The following is a 19,175-nucleotide window of genomic DNA, read 5'->3' on the forward strand; positions in this document are numbered from 1 at the left end:
CGCCCCATAGGCGGCGCGATCTGCTTGTCAGCCGCCCGCCTGGGCGTCCTCGAAGTGTCTTGATCATCAGGAATGGTGCGCTATGCCTGCTCGAATGACTTTGCCTCGCGCAAAGCGTGTCTCTGTGTCCCGCCCGCTATGGCCCTTGCTGTCCATCGGCCTGTTCGCCCTCAACCCGCTGTCCTCGGCACTGGCCGAAACCGGTAAAACCGAAGACTCCACCCTCACCCTCGGCACCGTCACGGTCCAGGGCGCCAGCGCCAGCAGCGGCCCGCTGAGCACCAGCAGCGTGCTCAGCTCGGTGGACATTCTCGGCGCCGACATCCTCGAAAAAATGCCGGTCAACTACAGCTGGGAACTGTTCAGTCGCGCGCCAGGGGTGATCCTCACCGAGTTCAACCAAGGCACCACCTCCGGCAAGATTTCCTTTCGCGGCTTCAACGGCGAAGGCGAAGTCAACGCAGTGAAGTTGCTGATCGACGGCATCCCGAGCAACAGCAACGACGGCAACATGCCGTTCATGGACATGATTTTCCCCATGGAGCTGGACAGCATCGAAGTGGTGCGCGGCACCAGCGATGCGCGCTATGGCCTGAACAACATCGCCGGCAACGTCAATATGCTGACCCGCACCGGCGGCGACTACACCAAGGCGCGGGTGCGCTACGGCAGTTACAACACCCAGGAAACCCAGCTGGCCAAAGGCATCGAAGGCAGCAACTGGACGCAGAACTACTTCTTCGCCTACCAGAAATCCGACGGTTACCGCGATCACGCCGAGGCGGACAGGTTTTCCATGTCCGGCAAATGGTTCTACACCCCGGACGACAACAGCTACCGCATCGGCCTGATCGCCCGTCACTACGAAACCGAGGCGCAGGAACCCGGCTACTTGAGTGAAGAGGACGCCCACCAGCACCCGACCATGACCAACAGCTACAACGCCACCGACAAAGGCACGCGGCGGATGAACCAGGTCAGCCTGCACTTCGACACCGACCTGGCCGAGACGCTGGCCTGGTCGGCAAAAACCTACGTCAACACCTTCGACGACCGGCGCTGGACGCAATACTGGCGCACCAGCGCCCAGCAGGAGCGCGACGCCTACGAAACCCAGTACGGCGCCCTCACCTCCCTGACCTGGCGCCCGCAAGTCAGCTGGCTGTACGACTTCGCCCTGGAAGGCGGCGCGGACATGCAGCAGCAGCAGAACAAGAGCGAGCGCTACCGCACCAAGGACCGCCTGCGCCTGGCCCAAACCCGCGACCAGCGATTCGACTTCGACACCTACGGCGCCTATGTCCAGGCCGAGATCAAGCCGTTCGAGTCGCTGAAAATCGTCCCGGCGTATCGCGTCGATAAGATCCAGGGCGACTTCACCAACGAAATGACCGGCATGGACTACGACATCAACGACTATGGGCTGATCAAACAACCCAAGCTCAGCGTGGTGTATTCACCGTGGGACGTGGCCAGCATCTATGCCAACTGGGGGCGGACCTTCCAGGTCGGCACCGGCGCGGCGGCCTATAAGATTCCACCGCGGGATACCAACCTGGCGCCGTCGATCAACGACGGCTGGGAAACCGGGGTCAAGTTCACCCCGGCGGACTGGATCGACGGCCGCATCGCCTATTGGCAGCAAGAAGCCAGCGGCGAAGTCAGTCGCCGCCTCAACGACCCGAGCGGCGAGTCGGACAACGTCGGCGAAACCCGGCGCTGGGGTTACGACGCGCAAGTCAATCTGCACCCGGACGAACGCACCGAAATCTGGATGGCCTACTCCTGGCAGTACTCGAAAATCCTCCAGCCCAGCGCGACCTTGCCCAACAGCAAAGGCCAGGAAATCGACCACATCCCGCATCACCTGTACAACGCCGGCGTCAGCTACAAGGCCACGCGGGCGCTGCAGTTGACGGCGTGGATGAACGGCCAGACGAATTACTACCTGGAACGCGAGAACACCAAGGGCACTTACGGCGGCTACGTCTTGATGAACCTCGGCGCGACTTACCAGGTGACCGAATCGGTCAGTGTCGACCTGCAGTTGAAAAACCTCACCAACCGCTACTACGAATACGTCTGGTATGACCCGGACGGCGCCCAGGCCTCGCTGCACTCACCCGGCGACGGGCGCGCGCTGTACAGCGGCGTCACCGTCGACTTCTGATCGGCAGCGCCGCCGGGGCGCGATGAACGTTCAGGCCGGCAAGCGCAAAAACTGAACGTTCACTTCAAACCCGTCGTCCCGGCCTGTGGCCGGCGACGCCAGGGTCATGTGCGCCTTGACCCCATGGACGATGGTCTTGGCAATCGCCAGGCCCAATCCGCTGCCGCTGGCTTCGCTGCTGCCGCGCACGAAGCGTTCGGTCAGGCGCTGCAACACCGGCGCCGGCACGGCCGGTCCGCCGTTGACCACCCGCAGCAACGCATCGTCCGTGAGGCTGACGTCGACCGGTTGATCCGCCGCGCCGTACTTCAACGCATTCTCGATCAAGTTGCGCAGCAGGATGCCGAACGCGTCCGGGTCGATCGCGCAATACACGCTGCCCTCGCTCGGCAGTTGCAAGCGGATGCGCTGCCCGCTGCTGCGGTTCCACTCATCGACCCCATGGGCCAGTAAGGGAATCAGGTCCTGGGGCGCCTCGGACAACAACCCGCCGCCCTCGGCCTTGGCCAACTGCATGAGTTTTTCCGAAAGCCGCGCCAGTTCGCGCAAGGCGTGTTCGATCTTCGCCGCACGCACGCGCAACGGGCCTTCCGGCGCTTCCTGGCGCAAACGCTGGATCTGCGCCAGCGTCGCCGCCAATGGTGTGCGCAACTCGTGGGCGCTGTTGGCGGTGAAGCTGCGCTCGGCCTCCAAGGCCTTGCGCAAGCGCTCCAGCAGGTGGTTGACCGCGTCGGCCAACGGGTCGATTTCAGCCGGCAGCCGGGCCACGCTTATCGGCGACAAATCCCCCACACCACGCGCTTCCACGGCACGGCGATAAGCCAATACGCTGCGCAGGCTGAAGCGCACAAACAACCATGTGCCCAACAGGCTGATGGGGATCAGCGCCAATAACGGCATCAACAGGGCCAACAAGGCTTCCCGCGCCGCCTCACGGCGATGCCCCAGCGGCTCGGCGATCTCAATGAACAGCGTATCGCGCAGCGCACTCGCGCCGTACAGCCGGTATTTTCGGGTAGTGGAAAACCCTTCGCTCGGGTGTTCGTTGAAGATCTTCGGGTTGGCGTCATGGGACTGCATCAGAATCTGGCCCTGGGCATCGCGCACCAGGTACGTCAGGTATTCCTTGTGCATCTTCAGGGTGGCGACGTGCTGGGCGGTGCGCGGTTCTTCGCGGTTGCTGATTTCCAGCACGGCCAGGGGCAGGATGCGTTGCGCGGTCTCTTCCAGGGCGCTGTCGAACACCTCGTTCAATTCGTGTTGCACCACCAGCCAGGCGCCGACGGTCGCCCCCAGCCAGAGCAAGGTCATGCCCAGGGTCAACCCGAGGCCGAGGCGTTTTTGCAGGCTGATCGGCGACTTCATCCGGCCATCAACCGATAACCCATGCCACGCACGGTTTCCAGCAGGTCGCGCCCGAGTTTTTTGCGCAGGCGGCTGATATAGACCTCGATGGTGTTGCTCTCGATTTCCGCACCGAAGGCGTACAGGCGCTCTTCGAGCTGCGACTTCGACAGCAACGCCGTGGGGCGCTGCACGAACGCCTCGAACAGCGCCCATTCGCGCGCCGTCAGGTCGACGGTGACGCCGGCACGCTGCACGGTGCGCGCGTTCATATCGATCTGCAACTCGCCGAGTTTGATCTGCGGGTTGGGATTGCCGCTATAACGGCGGGCCACGGCGGCCACCCGGGCCGACAGCTCGAACAGGTCGAACGGTTTGACCAGGTAATCGTCGGCCCCGGCGTTGAGGCCGGCGATACGATCGGATATCTGGTCCTGGGCGGTGAGGATGATCACCGGGGTCACATTGCCGGCCGAACGCTGCTGGCGCAGAAAGTCCAGCCCGCGACCGTCGGGCAGCATCAGGTCGAGCAGGATCAGGTCATACGGCGTGCTGCGCACGCTGTTGTTCGCATGCTCCAGGCGCTGCACCCAATCGACCGCATGGCCGTCGTCGGCAATCTGTTCGCGCACCGCCTCGCCCAGCCCGGGTGCATCCTCGACCAATAAAACCCGCATCTGGCACCTCCTGTGGTGGTTGTCGTGCCGCACCTTACCGAGCTTACCTGACGTGAATCTGAAGATTCAGCTGGTTGTCAGGAATGCCCTTTAGGGTAAGCCGCAAATGCCAATCCGGCCGGAGACAGATCATGAAATCAGCTTTTATTGTCAGCACCGCACTGCTGGGCGTCCTGCTCGGCGCAAACGCCTTGGCCGACGACGACTGCAGCGAGCCGGTCAGCGACTGGCAACCACGCGAAACCCTGCGCCAGCAAGTGGAACAGCAATACGGCTGGAGCGTGCAACGCATCAAGGTCGACGACGGCTGCTATGAACTCAGGGGCACCGACCGCAAAGGCAATGCGATCGAAGCCAGCTACGCACCCGCCTCGCTTCGTCTGCGCAAACTGGAAATCCATTTCGGCGCCAACGGCGACGCCCGGGATTACCTCAACCGCCCTGGATCGGAATGATCAGCGGTTTTTCCACGGCTTTCAGGTTGCTGTCAGCCAGCAGGTCCAGGCTCTCGCCACAACGTTCAACCAGGACATCATCATGAAAAAGATCATTGCTGCAACCTGCCTCGCCGGCGCCATTGCCCTGCCGGGGCTGGCCCAGGCCCGCGAAGTGACACTGACCACCCAACTCAAGGACTACAGCGGCAACGGCGCGTACCTGGCGATCTATGTTACCGACGCCAACGGCCAGTACCAGAAAACCCTCTGGGTCGCCGGCAAAAAGGCCAAGTACTACCGGCACCTGAGCGACTGGGCGCGTGGCAGCGCCATGAAGCCGAGCGAGTTTGACGGCCTCAGCGGCGCCAGTGTCGGCAGCGGCCGCAGCCTCACCGTCAGCGTGGAACTGGCCGACACCTTGATCGACGCCGGGTATCAGATCCGTATCGACAGCGCCGTGGAAGACAAGCGCGACAGCCGCGCCGACGTCAGTGTCCCGCTGACATCGGCCGGGTCGGGCAAGCCGGTCAGCGGCAGCACTTATGTCGAGTCCTTTACCTACGACCTGTAACACCTGCGACTTCTGGAGGCTGAACATGCTTCGCCAGTTCCATTCACTGCCCGGTCTGATCGCCGCCCTGTTGGTCATGATATTGGCCATCAGCGGCGCAGTGCTGTCCGTCAATCCGGCTTTGGAACGCCTGCACAGCACGTCAACCGCGGCCGGGCAGCTCAATGTCGGCCAGTTGGCGGGACGCATCGCCAACCACTTTCCGGGGGTGGAGCAGATCCAGCGCAGCGCCTCCGGAACAGTGATCATCTACTACAACCAGGACGGCCAGGCGGGTGCGCAAACCGTCGATCCACTGACCGGCCAGGGCCTCGGGCCCTATGAGCCGTCCGCCGTTTCGCGCTGGGTAAAAGACCTGCACCGCTCGCTGTTCATGGGTACCACCGGGCATGGGATCGCGGGCGTCGGCGCACTCTTCATGTTGATGCTTTGCGTGTCCGGCGCGCTGTTGCTGGCGCGCCGCCTGGGTGGCCTGCGCAACCTGTTGCGGCCGCTGCGCGGCTCGTTCAGCCAGCGCTGGCACGCCGAAGTCGGGCGCCTGGCCGTGCTCGGGCTGCTGCTGTCGGCCTTGACTGGGCTGTACATGTGCGCCACGACCTTCGGTTTGATCGCCGACGGCAGTCAGGCTGAGCCGGCCTTCCCCGCGCATATCAGCGTCGGCGCGGCGCAGCCGGTGGCCAACCTGCAAGCCTTGCAGGCCATCGATCTGAACGACCTGCGCGAACTGGTTTACCCGAGCCCCGGTAACCCCGAGGACGTGTTTTCCCTGCGCACCGCCCAGGGTGACGGCTACGTGGACCCGGTCAGCGGCACGCTGTTGTCGTATCAGGCCCACGATTCAATGCACAACCTGTATCAACTGATCTATCAATTGCACACCGGCGAAGGCCTCTGGTGGCTGGGCTTGATCCTCGGGGTTAGCGCCCTCAGCGTGCCGTTGATGAGCGTGACCGGCATCCTGCTGTGGTGGCGCCGCCGCAAGGCCGCGCCGAAGATTAGCCATAACAGCCCGGCCCACGCCGCCGACAGCGTGATTCTGGTGGGCAGTGAAACCAACAGCACCTGGGGTTTTGCCAATACCTTGCACGCGGCGTTGCACCAGGCCGGGCACCGGGTTCACAGCGCCGCGATGAACGATTGGAAGGGCGAGTACCGCGCTGCCCAGCGCCTGTTCATCCTCACCGCCACCCACGGCGACGGCGATGCACCGGCGTCGGCCGCGCAGTTCCTGGCACGGCTGCAGCAAGTGGGCCTCAAACCCGGCCTGCCCTTTGCGGTACTCGGGTTTGGCGACCGGCAGTTTCCGCGATTCTGTCAGTACGCCCATCAGGTGCAGGACGCGATGGTACAAGCCGGCGGCACGCCATTGCTGGGGCTGGAAACCGTGAACCGTCAATCCTCGCAGGAATTTGCGCGCTGGGGCGATGCGTTGGCGGCGCCACTGGGCCACGAGCTGCCGCTGATCCACACGGCGCAGCGCCCGCGCAGCCGTCGTCTGGAATTGACCGAGCGCATCGTCTATGGCGAAGCCGTGAACGCACCGACCCACGTCCTGCGCTTCAAGGCCGCGGGCGCGCTACCGAGCTTCCAGGCCGGCGATCTGGTCGGCATTTTGCCGCCGGACAACCCGGTGCCGCGCTTTTACTCGCTGGCCAGTTCCTCTGAAGACGGCACGCTGGAAATCTGCGTGCGCAAACACGAAGGTGGCCTATGCTCGGGGTTCCTGCATGAGCTGAAGATCGGCGGGTCGGTCGAAGCGTTCATCCAGCCCAATCCGCAATTTCGTCCGGCGTCGGGCGCGCACCCGGTGATTCTGATCGGTGCCGGCACCGGTATCGGGCCCCTGGCCGGTTTTATTCGCCATAACACCGCCAAACACCCGATGCACCTGTATTGGGGCGGACGCAACCCGGCTTCGGATTTTCTCTATGAACCGGAGCTCAAGCGTTACCTGGCCGACCGCCGCCTGACCGCATTGCGCGCGGCGTTCTCCCAGGTTCAGGAGCGCAGCTATGTGCAAGACCGGTTGCTCGGCGATGCCCTGGCGTTGCGCGTCCTGATCGAAAACGGCGCCCAAGTGCTGGTGTGCGGCAGCCGCGAGATGGCCAAAGGCGTGATGCAAGCGCTGGATAACGTGTTAGCCCCGCTCCACCTGAGTGTGCTGGCCCTGAAAGCACAAGGACGCTACCGTGAAGATGTCTACTGAGCCCCAACGCTACAGCCTGAACGGCGAGACCATGGGCACGCGCTATACCGCCGTGTTCTATGCCGAGGCCGGCGTCGACACCGACGCGATCAACCGCGGCCTGGCCCAGGCCGTGGGCCGGGTGGACCAGCAGATGTCCACCTGGAAGGCCGATTCCGACCTCAACCGCCTCAACGCCGGCCCCGAGCAAACATGGTTGCCGGTGCCCCAGGAACTGGCCACGGTGTTGGCCGCCGCGTTGCGGGTCAGCCAGCAATCCGGCGGGGCTTTCGACATCGCCGTCGGTGATCTGGTGGACGCCTGGGGCTTCGGTCCCGGCGCACCCTCAGTCACAGAACAGACCATCGACGCCCTGCCGTCACGCAGCGGTCTGTCGGCCACTGCGGCGTTGACGGTGGACACGCAACGTCACCAAGTGCGCAAACGCGCGCCGCTGCACCTCAACCTCAACGGGATCGCCAAAGGCTTTGGCGTCGACGAACTGGCGCGCTGCCTGGACGGCTTCGGGCTGACCCGCTACCTGGTCGGCATCGATGGCGAAATGCGTGCCCGCGGCGTCAAGCCGGATGCTCAACCGTGGGTCGTGGCCATTGAAAAACCAAGCCGGGGCCAGCGTGAAGTGATGGGAGTCATGGAACTCAGCGACGCCGCCATCGCCACCTCCGGCGACTACCGACACTGGATTGACGTGAAAGACCGACACTATGCTCACACCATGAACCCGGCCACCGGCGCCCCGCTGTGCAATACCGTCGCCGCCGTCACGGTGGTGGCCGCCTCGTGCATGCTCGCCGATGCCTGGGCCACGGCGTTGATGGTGCTGGGCGAAATCGAAGGCCCACGCCTGGCGCAGGCACGCGGGATGGACGCGTTGTTCGTGCTGCGCGAGGGTGAACAACTCAAAGAAATATCGATTGTCGGCGGTATTCTGCAGGCGCAGATTGAAAGCCGTCCGCCCCAACCCCGTCCACGAACGTGAGTCCCGCACACCGATGAAATTCATGCACCGGCACACCGAATCCCACCGCAGTGACCGTATCGGCTGGCTGCGCGCCGCGGTACTGGGCGCCAATGACGGCATCGTCTCCACCGCCAGCCTGTTGATCGGTGTCGCCGCCGCCAACGCCAGCCACGCCTCGCTGATCGTCACCGGCATGGCCGGGCTGGTGGCGGGGGCGATGTCGATGGCGGCCGGCGAATACGTTTCGGTGCATTCCCAGGCCGATACCGAGCACGCCGATCTGGCCCGAGAGCGAGCGGAACTGGCGAGTAACCCGAAAGCCGAACACCGCGAACTTGCCAACATCTACATGCAGCGTGGTGTATCACCCGAATTGGCTCATCAGGTCGCCGACCAATTGATGGCGCACGACGCCTTGGGGGCTCACGCCCGGGACGAGCTGGGCATCAGCGAAGCCCTCACCGCCAAACCGCTGCAAGCGGCGCTGGCCTCGGCGGCGAGTTTCGTGGTCGGTGCCGCGTTGCCGCTGGCGGTGACGCTCATCGCGCCAGAGCACAGCGTGGTGCCGTGGATCTGCGGCATGTCCCTGCTGTTTCTTGCCAGCCTTGGCGCCGTGGCGGCCAGGGCCGGCGGGGCGAAAGTCTTCGTCGGCGCCTGGCGCGTAACCCTGTGGGGCGTGCTGGCCATGGGCATTACGGCCAGCGTCGGGGCATTGTTCGGCGCTGTGGTGTAGCGCGAAAACACACCGCGCCCCAACGTGGCGGGCGCGGTGTGTCTTACTTTCTTTCGGCCAATACCTTGAGTGCCTGCGCCGCAGCCTGCTCTTGCCCGGCCTGGGCGGTAGCATTGGCCGCTTCGCGCCAGCGCTGCGTATCCACATTGGCCGGCAACTGGCTCGGGCGCTGGGTGAGGATTGCCCAGTGACCGGCGCTGCTCCACTTCGACTCAAAGTCACTGAAGCTCATCAACAACCGCCGATCCATGCCTGAGCGCAGCAGCACCGTGCTTTTCTGCTGGTTGAAACCCACCACGACCACGTAGTGCGTGCTGGACAACAGGCCGCCGCCGATCCGCGCCATCACCGGGTAACCCGCGCTCACCTGCGCCAGCACCGAGGTGAGCTTGGCGTCGAGCGGATACACCATCAACCCGTATTCACGGGCCAGCACCTGCATGTTGCGCTCCAGGTTCGCTTCGCCGCCCGGCAAGTGCAGCGGCTTATCCAGCAAGCCCGGTGTCATGACAATGCCTTGTTGCGACAGCATGCTGGCTAACGCCGTGGGACCGCTTTGATAAGCGTCGCTGCGAAACGTCGGCACGCCATTGAGCTCGACACGCTCCGGCAGGCCCGGCAGTTTCGACGGCTGCCCGGAACAGGCCGCGAGCCCCAGGGTGCAGGCCAGCAGCAAGGACGTTGTAACGTTGGACCGTAACCGCAATTTTCTACCCTCTTGATCAACTGCCGGTAAGGGCCCTGATCATAGGACGCTCTTCCGCTCGGGTATAGCCTTGAACCGCAGTAAAACGCCCGGGATAGAGCAAAGAAGTTGGATCGACACGACCATTGGTCAATAGCAGGCAACCGTCGTCTGACTAGACTGTCCATTGAGAAGACTGTGTGTGCGCCCTGCTGGGCGAAAGGAGGCCAGAATGAGCCTTGCAACGACGATTTTCCTGTTGATCTGCGGTTGGCTCGCAGTGGCCGCCGCCATGTTGTGGGGGGTGTTGCGCATTACCCGTCGGCACCATCACCCCCACGTCAAAGCAGCTGCATCCGCCAAGCCGCACAAGACGGCGGTGCATCACGCCTAGCCAGGCATGCAATTGAAGTCCTGCGTTGCCGCGACTTCCTTACCGTGACCATCCAAGAGCGATGCGCGCACGGTGGTGCCCAGGCTGGATTCGATCAGGGTGTAGTGTTCACCCGCCTTGAAGTTCTCGTACTCCACGCGACCCTGGCAGTCCTGCTGGTTATCGTCGCCCGGCTCTTCCTCGAACAACGTCACATCCAAACGATGGGCTCCCGGCGGCACTTCGAAAAAGCGCCCGTCATCCACGCGCTTGCCGTCGACGCGCTCGGCCATCAGGTCATTCGGCGCTTCTTCTTTCAATCCGATCCAGGCTTCGCTGGGGTCGGCTTTGGGCATCGGGCCGGCGCAGGCCGACAGTAACAACACAGCGCTCAAGGCGGGAATCAGCAATAACGGTTTGAGTGACATGGCAGAACTCCAAAGAATTTCAGTTAAAAGACGCATCGCATCCGATGGGTCACAAGCTTGGAGAGCCGCCCTTTGTAGAACAAATGAATACACATGAAACGATCTTCAGCCCATACCTAAATCTTCCTTCACCTGGCTGAAAGGTGCGTGTTAGGTGGGTCGGGCAAGACTGCCGGGGTTTGCAATCCTGCTCCCTCGGAGGTTCACGCATGCTCGGGCTGGTAAAGACCGCACTGCAAAAGCCGTACACGTTTATCGTGTTGGCCATATTCATCTGCATCATCGGGCCGATGGCGGCCCTGCGAACCCCCACTGATGTATTCCCCGATATCGGCATCCCCGTCGTTGCAGTGGTCTGGCAGTACAACGGCCTGTCGCCGGACGCCATGGCCGGGCGGGTGATCTACACCTACGAACGCTCCCTGAGCACCACCGTCAACGACATCGAACACATCGAATCGCAATCCCTGCCGGGCATGGGCATCGTCAAGATCTTCTTCCAGCCCGGCGTCGACATCCGCACCGCCAACGCCCAGGTGACAGCGGTGTCACAAACCGTGCTCAAGCAAATGCCCCCCGGCATCACGCCGCCGCTGATCCTCAATTACAGCGCATCGACGGTGCCGATCCTGCAAATGGCGTTCTCCAGCCCGACACTGTCGGAAGCCAAGATCCGCGACCTGGTGCAGAACAATATCCGCCTGCCCCTCAGCGCCCTGCCCGGCCTGGCCATGCCCACGCCCATGGGTGGCAAGCAGCGGCAGATCACCCTCGACCTCGACCCGCAGGCGCTGGCCGCCAAAGGCTTGTCGGCGCAGGACGTGGGCAATGCCCTGGCGTTGCAAAACCAGATCATCCCGGTGGGCACCGCCAAGCTCGGCCCCAACGAATACACGATCCTGCTCAACAACAGCCCCAAGGCCATCGATGAACTCAACGACCTGCCGATCAAGACCGTCGACGGTGCGCTGATCACCATCGGCCAGGTGGCCCACGTGCGTGACGGTTCGCCACCGCAGACCAACATCGTGCGCGTCGACGGCCATCGCGCGGTGCTGATGCCAGCGTTGAAAAACGGCAGCATCTCCACCCTGTCGATCATCGACGGCATCCGCCAGATGCTGCCGCGCATCAACGAAACCCTGCCGCCGTCGCTGAAGACCTCATTGCTCGGCGATGCGTCGGTGTTCGTCAAACAATCGGTGGGCAGCGTGGCCCAGGAAGGCATCATCGCCGCGCTGCTGACCAGCGCGATGATCCTGCTGTTCCTCGGCAGCTGGCGCTCGACGCTGATCATCGCCGCCTCGATCCCCCTGGCGGTGCTGTCGGCCATCGCGCTGCTGGCGGTCAGCGGGCAAACCCTCAACGTGATGACCCTCGGCGGGCTGGCGTTGGCGGTGGGGATTCTGGTGGACGACGCCACGGTGACCATCGAAAACATCAACTGGCACCTGGAACAGGGCAAGGCGGTGAAGGCTGCGATCCTCGACGGCGCCGCGCAGATCGTCGGCCCGGCGTTCGTCTCGCTGCTGTGCATCTGCATCGTGTTCGTGCCGATGTTCTTGCTGCAAGGCATCGCCGGGTACCTGTTCCGGCCGATGGCCCTGGCGGTGATCTTCGCCATGGCCAGCTCGTTCATCCTCTCGCGCACCCTGGTGCCGACATTGGCGATGTACCTGCTCAAGCCGCACACGCCGGAACCGGGCACCGGCCACCACCCGGAAGATGCGTTCATCAACCACCACGAAGGCGAGCAGCACACCAAGCCACGCAACGCGGCGCTGCAGTCGGTGCTGAATTTCCAGCAGGGTTTCGAGCGGCACTTCTCGAACATCCGCGACACCTACCATGGCCTGCTGACGTTGGCCCTGGGCAATCGCAAGCGCTTCATCGTCGGCTTTTTAGCCTGTGTGCTCGCCTCGTTTTTGCTGCTGCCCAGCCTGGGCCAGGATTTCTTCCCGGCCACCGACGCCGGGGCGCTGGCGCTGCATGTGCGTTTGCCGCTGGGTACGCGGATCGAGGAAAGCGCTGCGGCGTTCGACCGGATCGAGGCGCGGATACGCGAAGTGATCCCGGCCGACGAACTCGACACCATCGTCGACAATATCGGCATTCCGCTGAGCGGCATCGACATGGCCTACAGCAGCAGCGGCACCATCGGCCCGCAGGACGGCGATATCCAGGTCAGCCTGAAACAACACCACGCGCCCACCGCCGACTACGTGAAAAAACTGCGTGAGGCGCTGCCGCAAAGTTTCCCTGGCAGCCACTTTGCGTTCCTGCCAGCGGACATCAGCAGCCAGATCCTCAACTTCGGCGCGCCGGCGCCACTGGACGTGAAAATCTCCGGGCGCAGCGATGCCGAAAACCGCGCCTACGCCGTGGAACTGGAACGCCGTCTGCAACACGTACCGGGCATCGCCGACCTGCGCATCCAGCAGTCCACCGGCTACCCGTCGCTGCAAGTGAATGTCGACCGCCTGCGCGCCAACGGCCTGGGCATCACCGAGCGCGATGTGACCAACAGCATGGTCGCGTCGCTGGCCGGCAGCTCGCAAACCGCACCGACCTTCTGGCTCAACCCGGCCAACGGCGTGTCCTATTCCATCGTCGCCGCCACCCCGCAATACCGCCTCGACAGCCTGCCGGCGCTGGAAGCGCTGCCGGTGACCGGTGCCGATGGTCAATCGCAAATCCTCGGCGGCGTGGCCAGCATCTCCCGCGTGCAAAGCCCGGCGGTGGTGACCCACTACAACATCGAACCGACCCTGGACCTCTACGCCAACGTGCAAGGCCGCGACCTCGGTGGCGTGGCCCGCGACGTGCAAAAAGTGCTGGACGACACCGCGTCCATGCGCCCCAAAGGCGCGACGATCAGCCTGCACGGGCAGATCGATGCGCTGCATGAAGCCTTCAGCGGTTTGAGCGTCGGCCTGCTCGGCGCGGTGGTGCTGATCTACCTGCTGATCGTGGTCAACTTCCAGTCATGGGTCGACCCGTTCGTGATCATCACCGCGTTGCCGGCGGCATTGGCGGGGATCGTGTGGATGCTGTTCCTCAGCGGCACGTCGTTGTCGGTGCCGGCGTTGACCGGGGCCATCCTGTGCATGGGCGTGGCCACCGCCAACTCGATCCTGGTGGTGAGCTTCTGCCGGGAACGCCTGGCCGAACATGGCGATGCGCTCAAGGCCGCACTGGAAGCCGGCTACACGCGCTTTCGTCCGGTGTGCATGACCGCCCTCGCGATGATCATCGGCATGCTGCCGCTGGCCTTGTCCGAGGAGCAGAACGCGCCGCTCGGCCGCGCCGTGATCGGTGGCCTGATCCTCGCCACCACCGCCACCCTGTTATTTGTTCCCGTGGTCTTCAGCTTGGTCCACGGTCGTCAGCCTACTCGCGCAACTGTTGGAGAAACGCCCCATGTCGTCTGATCACAAACCCTCGCGCAAGCGTCTGATGCTCATGGGTGTCGGCGGCCTGACCCTGGCCGCCCTGCTGGTCGCCAACGGCCTGTACGCCCGCACAATGCACGAGCGCTCCGTCACCGCCTGGACCGAAACCGCCGCCGTGCCGCAGGTGATGGTGTTCCAGCCGCAGCAGAACGTAGCCGGTGACACCCTGCGCCTGCCCGCTCACCTTGAAGCCTGGAGCAAGGCGCCGATCCATGCGCGGGTCAGCGGCTACTTGAAGGACTGGAAAGTCGACATCGGCAGCCAGGTCAAAGCCGGGCAAATCCTCGCCGAAATCGACAGCCCCGATCTCGATCAACAACTGGCGCAGACCCATGCGCGCCTGGTGCAGCAACAGGCCAATGCGCGACTGGCCGCCACCACCGCGACGCGTTGGCAGAACCTGCTGGCCAGCCATTCGGTGTCGCGCCAGGAGGCCGATGAAAAAACCTCCAACGCCGCAGCGGCCAAAGCCAACGCCGAAGCCGCCGCTGCCGATTACGCACGCTTGTCGGCGCTGGAAAGCTACAAGACTATCCGCGCGCCGTTCGCTGGCACCATCACTGCGCGCAACACCGACATCGGCCAGTTGATCAAGGCCGATACCGACAGCGACCCGGAGCTGTTCAACATCGCCGACACCCACCAGTTGCGCCTCTACGTACCGGTGCCGCAGAACTACGCGGCCGTCATCCACCCCGGGCTTGAAGCCGAGCTGAGTGTTCCCGAGCACCCCGGCGAACACTTCAAGGCGCACCTGATCGGCGACTCCACCGCCATCGACCGCCGCTCCGGCACCCTGCTCGCGCAGTTTGTCGCCGACAACCCCAACGGCGAGTTGCTGCCGGGCGATTACGCCGAAGCCACCCTGCCGATTCCGGCAGACACCCATGGCGTGAGCATCCCGGCCAGCGCGCTGATCTTCCGTGCCCAAGGCACCCAGGTCGCGGTGCTGGATGCGCAAAACCACATACACCTGCAGGCCATCCATATCGGCCTGGACCTGGGCGAACGCCTGGTGATCGACCAGGGCCTGAAACCCGCCGACCGCGTGGTCGACAACCCACCCGACGCCCTGCGCGAAGGCGACCCCGTGCAACTGGCCGACGCCTCCGGAGGTGCCCATGCGCCCAAGGCTTAAACCACTTGCCGCGGTGATGCTGCTGGCGTTGCAAGGTTGCTCGCTGGCGCCGACCTACAACGTGCCGGCGATCGACCTGCCAGCCAACTATCGCGAACAGACCAGCGATGGCCCCTGGCACAGCGCGCAGCCGTCCGACCAACTGGCGCCGCAGTGGTGGACGCTCTACCGCGAACCGCGCCTGGATCAGCTGCAACAGCAATTGCTCAAGGCCAACCCGGACCTGGCGGCAGCGCTGGCGCACTTCGATGCATCCCAGGCGTATGCCAGCCAATTGCATGCCGGGCTGTTCCCGCAGATCACGGCCAGCGCACAACCGCTGCGTCAGCGCCAATCCGACTCGCGTCCGCTGCGCAGTACCACGCAGCCGTCGGTTTACAACAGCAACACGGCGGGGTTTTCGTTGAGCTACGACTTGGACCTGTGGGGCAAAATCCGCAACCAGGTGGCGGCGGGTGATGCGCAGGCGCAAGCGTCGGGCGACGATCTGGCGGTAGCGCGCTTGAGCTTGCAGCATCAGTTGGCGACCTTGTACGTGCAGCTCAATGGGCTGGATGCGCAAAGTCGGATTCTCAACAGCTCGCTGGAGGATTTCAGCCAGGCCCTGCAACTGACCCGCAGCCGCTACGAGGGCCAGATTGCTTCGGAACTGGACCTGACCCGCGCGCAAAACCAGCTCGCCCAAGCCAAGGCGCAACTGGATGAAGTACGCGGGCAACGCAACCTCACCGAGCATGCCATCGGTGAACTGGTCGGCGTGGCGGCCAGCGACTTCACACTGCCGGCGAGCCAACAACTGATCGCCCTGCCGGGGATTCCGTCGCAACTGCCGAGCCACCTGCTACAACGTCGCCCGGACATTGCGGCGGCAGAGCGCCGAGTGTTTGCGGCCAACGCAAATATCGGCGTGGCCAAGGCCGCGTGGTACCCGGATTTCAGTCTGACCGGGCTGATTGGCGGGCAGACCCAAGGCGTGGGGAATTTACTGTCGGCGGGCAATCGGTATTGGGCGCTGGGGCCGCTGATGAACTTGCCGATCTTCGATGGCGGTCGCTTGAGCGCCAACGAACGCCAGGCCAAGGCCGAGTTCGAACAAGCCTCGGCACAGTACCGCAGCCAGGTACTGAAAGCCGTGCGCGAGGTCGAAGACAACCTGGCACAGCTAAGGGATTTGCAGCAGGAGGCACAGGATGAACAAGCCGCGGCAGATGCGGCGCAGCATACGCAAGCGTTGGCGATGAACAGCTACCAGGCCGGCGCGGTGAGCTATCTGGATGTAGTGACCGCGCAGACAGCGGCGTTACAGGCACAGCGGACCTTGCAGGCGGTGCAGACACGGCAGTTGCAGGCGAGTGTGGGGCTGGTCACCGCGCTGGGCGGCGGCTGGCAACCTGGCGCCTGACGCTTTTTTTGTGCAAACCAGCTCAAAGGTGGGAGCTGGTTTGCCTTTGATGAGGCTGGATCAGCCAGACATCACCGACTGATCCAGCGCATATTCAGTCTTCCGGCCGACTGTTGAGAAACACGGTCACTGCCGTGTAATCACTGTCATTGGCGTGTCGGTACGCGGTATTGCTGTGATAGCGGCGGCGTCAGTTCCGGCCTCATCGGGGGCAAGCCCCCTCCCACACTGGTCCGGCGCCAGACACACAATGTATGAACACCGCAGAGCCCATGTGGGAGGATTCAAGCCCATCCCACACTGGTCCGGCGCCAGACACACAATGTATGAACACCGCAGAGCCCATGTGGGAGGATTCAAGCCAACCCCACACTGGTCCGGCGCCAGACACACAATGTATGAACACCGCAGATCCCATGTGGGAGGGAGCTTGCTCCCGATAGCGTTCGCACAGACACATCCTGCCAAAAGCCTGCCCTTCAACCTGCAGTTCACCCATCTAGCCTCTCAAAACACACCCAGAGAGAGGCCAGGGAATGCCCGACTTACCCGCTTCACACCGCCTGCGTATCGGTCGATTCAGCGAACCCAACCGTATCTACCTCATCACCACCAACACCCACGAACGCATCCCGATATTCAAGAATTTCCATCTCGGTCGCTTGGTGGTCTGGCAGTTTCGATTAGCTCAGTACCAAGGGCTGGCGAACTCCCTGGCATGGGTGATCATGCCGGACCATTTCCATTGGCTGCTCGAACTGAAAAAAGGCTCGCTGGCTGACCTGATGCGCCAGGTGAAGTCCAAAAGCACACGGAGCGTCAACGGTGCGAGCGAACGCAAGGGGAGGCTTTGGCAGGAAAGTTTCCATGACCGGGCGCTGCGCAAGGAAGACGACTTGGTGAAAATGGCCCGGTATGTGGTGGCCAATCCATTGCGGGCGGGATTGGTTAGCCGGATTGGCGACTACCCGTTGTGGGATGCCATTTGGGTATAGACACAGTTCAACTGTGGGAGGGGGGCTTGCTCGCGATGGCGGTGGGTCAATCACATGTGTATCGGCTGAACCACTGCTATCGGGAGCAAGCTCCCTCCCACACTGATCCCGCGCCAGACACACAATGTATGAACACCGCAAAACCCATGTGGGAGGGAGCTTGCTCCCGATAGCAGTGGTTCAGCCAGCTCATCTGTAACTGACCCACCGCCATCGCGAGCAAGCCCCCTCCCACAGGTTTTACCGCGTTTCAGGCCGCGCGTTTGCCGCTGGCAATGGCGGCCGAGGCGGCCACCATCGCCCGCAACAACACCGCACACCCCGCCGCCAGGTCATCCGGCGCGGCGTTTTCGATTTCGTTGTGGCTGATGCCGCCTTCGCATGGCACGAAGATCATCCCCGCCGGGCCGAGTTCGGCGACGAAGATCGCGTCGTGCCCTGCCCCGCTGACGATGTCCATGTTCGACAACCCCAACCCATTCGCCGCATCGCGCACTGCGTCGACGCAACCCTTGTCGAAATACAGCGGCGGGAAGTCGGCGGTGGGTGTCATTTCAAAACTCAACCCATGCTTGGCGCAGGTCTCGTCGATCACCTGGCGTACCTGGGCGATCATCGAATCCAAGCGCGCCGGTTCCAGGTGGCGGAAGTCCAGGGTCATACGCACCTCACCCGGGATGACGTTGCGTGAGCCCGGATAAGCCTGCAAGCAACCGACAGTGCCACACGCATGCGGCTGATGCCCCAATGCCGCCGCATTCACCGCCGCGACCACGGCGGCTGCGCCGACCAGGGCATCCTTGCGCAGGTGCATCGGCGTCGGCCCCGCGTGGGCTTCAACGCCGCGCAGGGTCAAGTCGAACCACTTTTGCCCGAGGGCACCGAGCACCACGCCGATGGTTTTCTTTTCATCCTCAAGAATCGGCCCCTGTTCGATATGTGCCTCGAAATAGGCGCCGACTTTGTGCCCACTCTCCGGCCGCGTCCCCGCATAGCCGATCGCATTCAGTGCCGCGCCGACGCTGATACCCTGCGCATCGACCTTGGCGAGGGTGTCGGCCAGGCTGAATTTCTCGGCAAACACCCCCGATCCCATCATGCACGGCGGGAAGCGCGAGCCCTCTTCGTTGGTCCACACCACCACTTCCAGCGGCGCCTCGGTTTGCACCTTGAGGTCGTTGAGGGTGCGCAACACTTCCACACCGGCCAGCACGCCGAAGCAGCCATCGAACTTGCCACCGGTGGGCTGGGTGTCGATATGGCTGCCCGTCATCACTGGCGGAAGGTCGGGGTTACGCCCGGGGCGACGGGCGAAGATGTTGCCGATACCGTCGACGGTCACGCTGCACCCGGCCTCTTCGCACCATTGCACGAACAGGTCGCGGGCCTGGCGGTCGAGGTCGGTGAGGGCCAGGCGGCACACGCCGCCCTTGGCGGTGGCGCCGAGCTTGGCCAGCTCCATCAACGACTGCCACAAACGGTCGCGGTTGATGTGCTGATGGGTCGATTGCAGAACGTCTAGGGCAGCGTTCATGGGGATCTCCTCAGGCTACATGTTATGAATGGAATGCAGTTCAAAGGTGGGAGGGGGCTTGCTCCCGAT

At 63.5% G+C, this 19,175-nt stretch carries 16 protein-coding genes; 11 read left to right on the forward strand and 5 right to left on the reverse strand.

Annotation, left to right across the window (positions count from 1 at the left end; translation table 11 throughout):
• Positions 1–82: 82 nt before the first annotated feature.
• On the forward strand, positions 83–2,170 hold the full coding sequence (locus TU80_RS10970; protein ID WP_090235000.1) for a TonB-dependent receptor: 2,088 nt from the start codon (positions 83–85) through the stop codon (positions 2,168–2,170).
• 30 nt (positions 2,171–2,200) lie between these two features.
• Here TU80_RS10970 and TU80_RS10975 read toward each other — a convergent pair whose 3' ends face one another.
• Together TU80_RS10975 and TU80_RS10980 are read right to left on the reverse strand one after the other, a co-directional pair.
• Positions 2,201–3,535 (reverse strand): sensor histidine kinase, encoded by a 1,335-nt coding sequence (locus TU80_RS10975; RefSeq protein ID WP_057004470.1) that lies wholly within the window; start codon positions 3,533–3,535, stop codon positions 2,201–2,203.
• Positions 3,532–4,191 carry a response regulator transcription factor gene (locus tag TU80_RS10980; protein ID WP_046485615.1) on the reverse strand — a complete coding sequence of 220 codons (660 nt, stop codon included), beginning with the start codon at positions 4,189–4,191 and terminating at the stop codon, positions 3,532–3,534. Before TU80_RS10980 ends, TU80_RS10975 begins: the two co-directional genes overlap by 4 nt.
• Before the next feature lie 131 nt (positions 4,192–4,322).
• Between TU80_RS10980 and TU80_RS10985 the strand changes: the two genes are divergently transcribed.
• The 5 genes from TU80_RS10985 (at position 4,323) to TU80_RS11005 (ending at position 9,099) form a co-directional block, all read left to right on the forward strand.
• On the forward strand, positions 4,323–4,646 hold the full coding sequence (locus TU80_RS10985) for a PepSY domain-containing protein (RefSeq protein ID WP_017848220.1): 324 nt from the start codon (positions 4,323–4,325) through the stop codon (positions 4,644–4,646).
• 82 nt (positions 4,647–4,728) lie between these two features.
• Complete coding sequence (locus TU80_RS10990) at positions 4,729–5,199, forward strand: DUF2271 domain-containing protein (protein ID WP_017848221.1); 471 nt, start codon at positions 4,729–4,731, stop codon at positions 5,197–5,199.
• A 25-nt stretch (positions 5,200–5,224) separates the two neighbouring features.
• On the forward strand, positions 5,225–7,405 hold the full coding sequence (locus tag TU80_RS10995) for a PepSY domain-containing protein (RefSeq protein ID WP_057004471.1): 2,181 nt from the start codon (positions 5,225–5,227) through the stop codon (positions 7,403–7,405).
• Positions 7,395–8,384 carry an FAD:protein FMN transferase gene (locus TU80_RS11000; RefSeq protein WP_017848223.1) on the forward strand — a complete coding sequence of 330 codons (990 nt, stop codon included), beginning with the start codon at positions 7,395–7,397 and terminating at the stop codon, positions 8,382–8,384. The genes TU80_RS10995 and TU80_RS11000 overlap by 11 nt, the downstream gene beginning before the upstream one ends.
• Positions 8,385–8,397: 13 nt before the next feature.
• Entirely contained in the window at positions 8,398–9,099 is a 702-nt protein-coding gene (locus tag TU80_RS11005; RefSeq protein WP_046382838.1) for a VIT1/CCC1 transporter family protein, read from the forward strand.
• A 43-nt stretch (positions 9,100–9,142) separates the two neighbouring features.
• Here TU80_RS11005 and TU80_RS11010 read toward each other — a convergent pair whose 3' ends face one another.
• The gene (locus tag TU80_RS11010) at positions 9,143–9,805 is read right to left on the reverse strand and encodes a C39 family peptidase (RefSeq protein ID WP_057004472.1); all 663 of its coding nucleotides are present in this window, start codon (positions 9,803–9,805) and stop codon (positions 9,143–9,145) included.
• Positions 9,806–10,016: 211 nt separating this feature from the next.
• Here TU80_RS11010 and TU80_RS33030 point away from each other — a divergent pair, with 211 nt between their 5' ends.
• Entirely contained in the window at positions 10,017–10,178 is a 162-nt protein-coding gene (locus TU80_RS33030) for a hypothetical protein (RefSeq protein WP_164887010.1), read from the forward strand.
• On the opposite strand, the gene TU80_RS11015 is transcribed toward TU80_RS33030, so the two are convergent.
• Complete coding sequence (locus TU80_RS11015; protein WP_057004473.1) at positions 10,175–10,585, reverse strand: PA0061/PA0062 family lipoprotein; 411 nt, start codon at positions 10,583–10,585, stop codon at positions 10,175–10,177. The two genes, TU80_RS33030 and TU80_RS11015, sit on opposite strands and share 4 nt — an antisense overlap.
• Before the next feature lie 209 nt (positions 10,586–10,794).
• Here TU80_RS11015 and TU80_RS11020 point away from each other — a divergent pair, with 209 nt between their 5' ends.
• The 4 genes from TU80_RS11020 (at position 10,795) to TU80_RS11035 (ending at position 17,572) form a co-directional block, all read left to right on the forward strand.
• Positions 10,795–14,016: an efflux RND transporter permease subunit gene (locus tag TU80_RS11020; RefSeq protein ID WP_057004474.1), complete on the forward strand. Its 3,222-nt coding sequence runs from the start codon at positions 10,795–10,797 to the stop codon at positions 14,014–14,016.
• A complete protein-coding gene (locus TU80_RS11025; protein ID WP_046382834.1) occupies positions 14,006–15,175 on the forward strand; it encodes an efflux RND transporter periplasmic adaptor subunit in 1,170 nt (389 codons plus the stop codon). Before TU80_RS11020 ends, TU80_RS11025 begins: the two co-directional genes overlap by 11 nt.
• Positions 15,159–16,577 (forward strand): efflux transporter outer membrane subunit, encoded by a 1,419-nt coding sequence (locus TU80_RS11030; RefSeq protein ID WP_057004475.1) that lies wholly within the window; start codon positions 15,159–15,161, stop codon positions 16,575–16,577. The genes TU80_RS11025 and TU80_RS11030 overlap by 17 nt, the downstream gene beginning before the upstream one ends.
• A gap of 536 nt (positions 16,578–17,113) precedes the next feature.
• Positions 17,114–17,572 carry an REP-associated tyrosine transposase gene (locus tag TU80_RS11035; RefSeq protein ID WP_057004476.1) on the forward strand — a complete coding sequence of 153 codons (459 nt, stop codon included), beginning with the start codon at positions 17,114–17,116 and terminating at the stop codon, positions 17,570–17,572.
• 250 nt (positions 17,573–17,822) lie between these two features.
• Here TU80_RS11035 and TU80_RS11040 read toward each other — a convergent pair whose 3' ends face one another.
• Positions 17,823–19,106: a Zn-dependent hydrolase gene (locus tag TU80_RS11040; protein ID WP_046382831.1), complete on the reverse strand. Its 1,284-nt coding sequence runs from the start codon at positions 19,104–19,106 to the stop codon at positions 17,823–17,825.
• Positions 19,107–19,175: the final 69 nt, after the last annotated feature.

The sequence above is a fragment of the Pseudomonas veronii genome (assembly GCF_001439695.1).
Taxonomy (GTDB): domain Bacteria; phylum Pseudomonadota; class Gammaproteobacteria; order Pseudomonadales; family Pseudomonadaceae; genus Aquipseudomonas; species Aquipseudomonas veronii.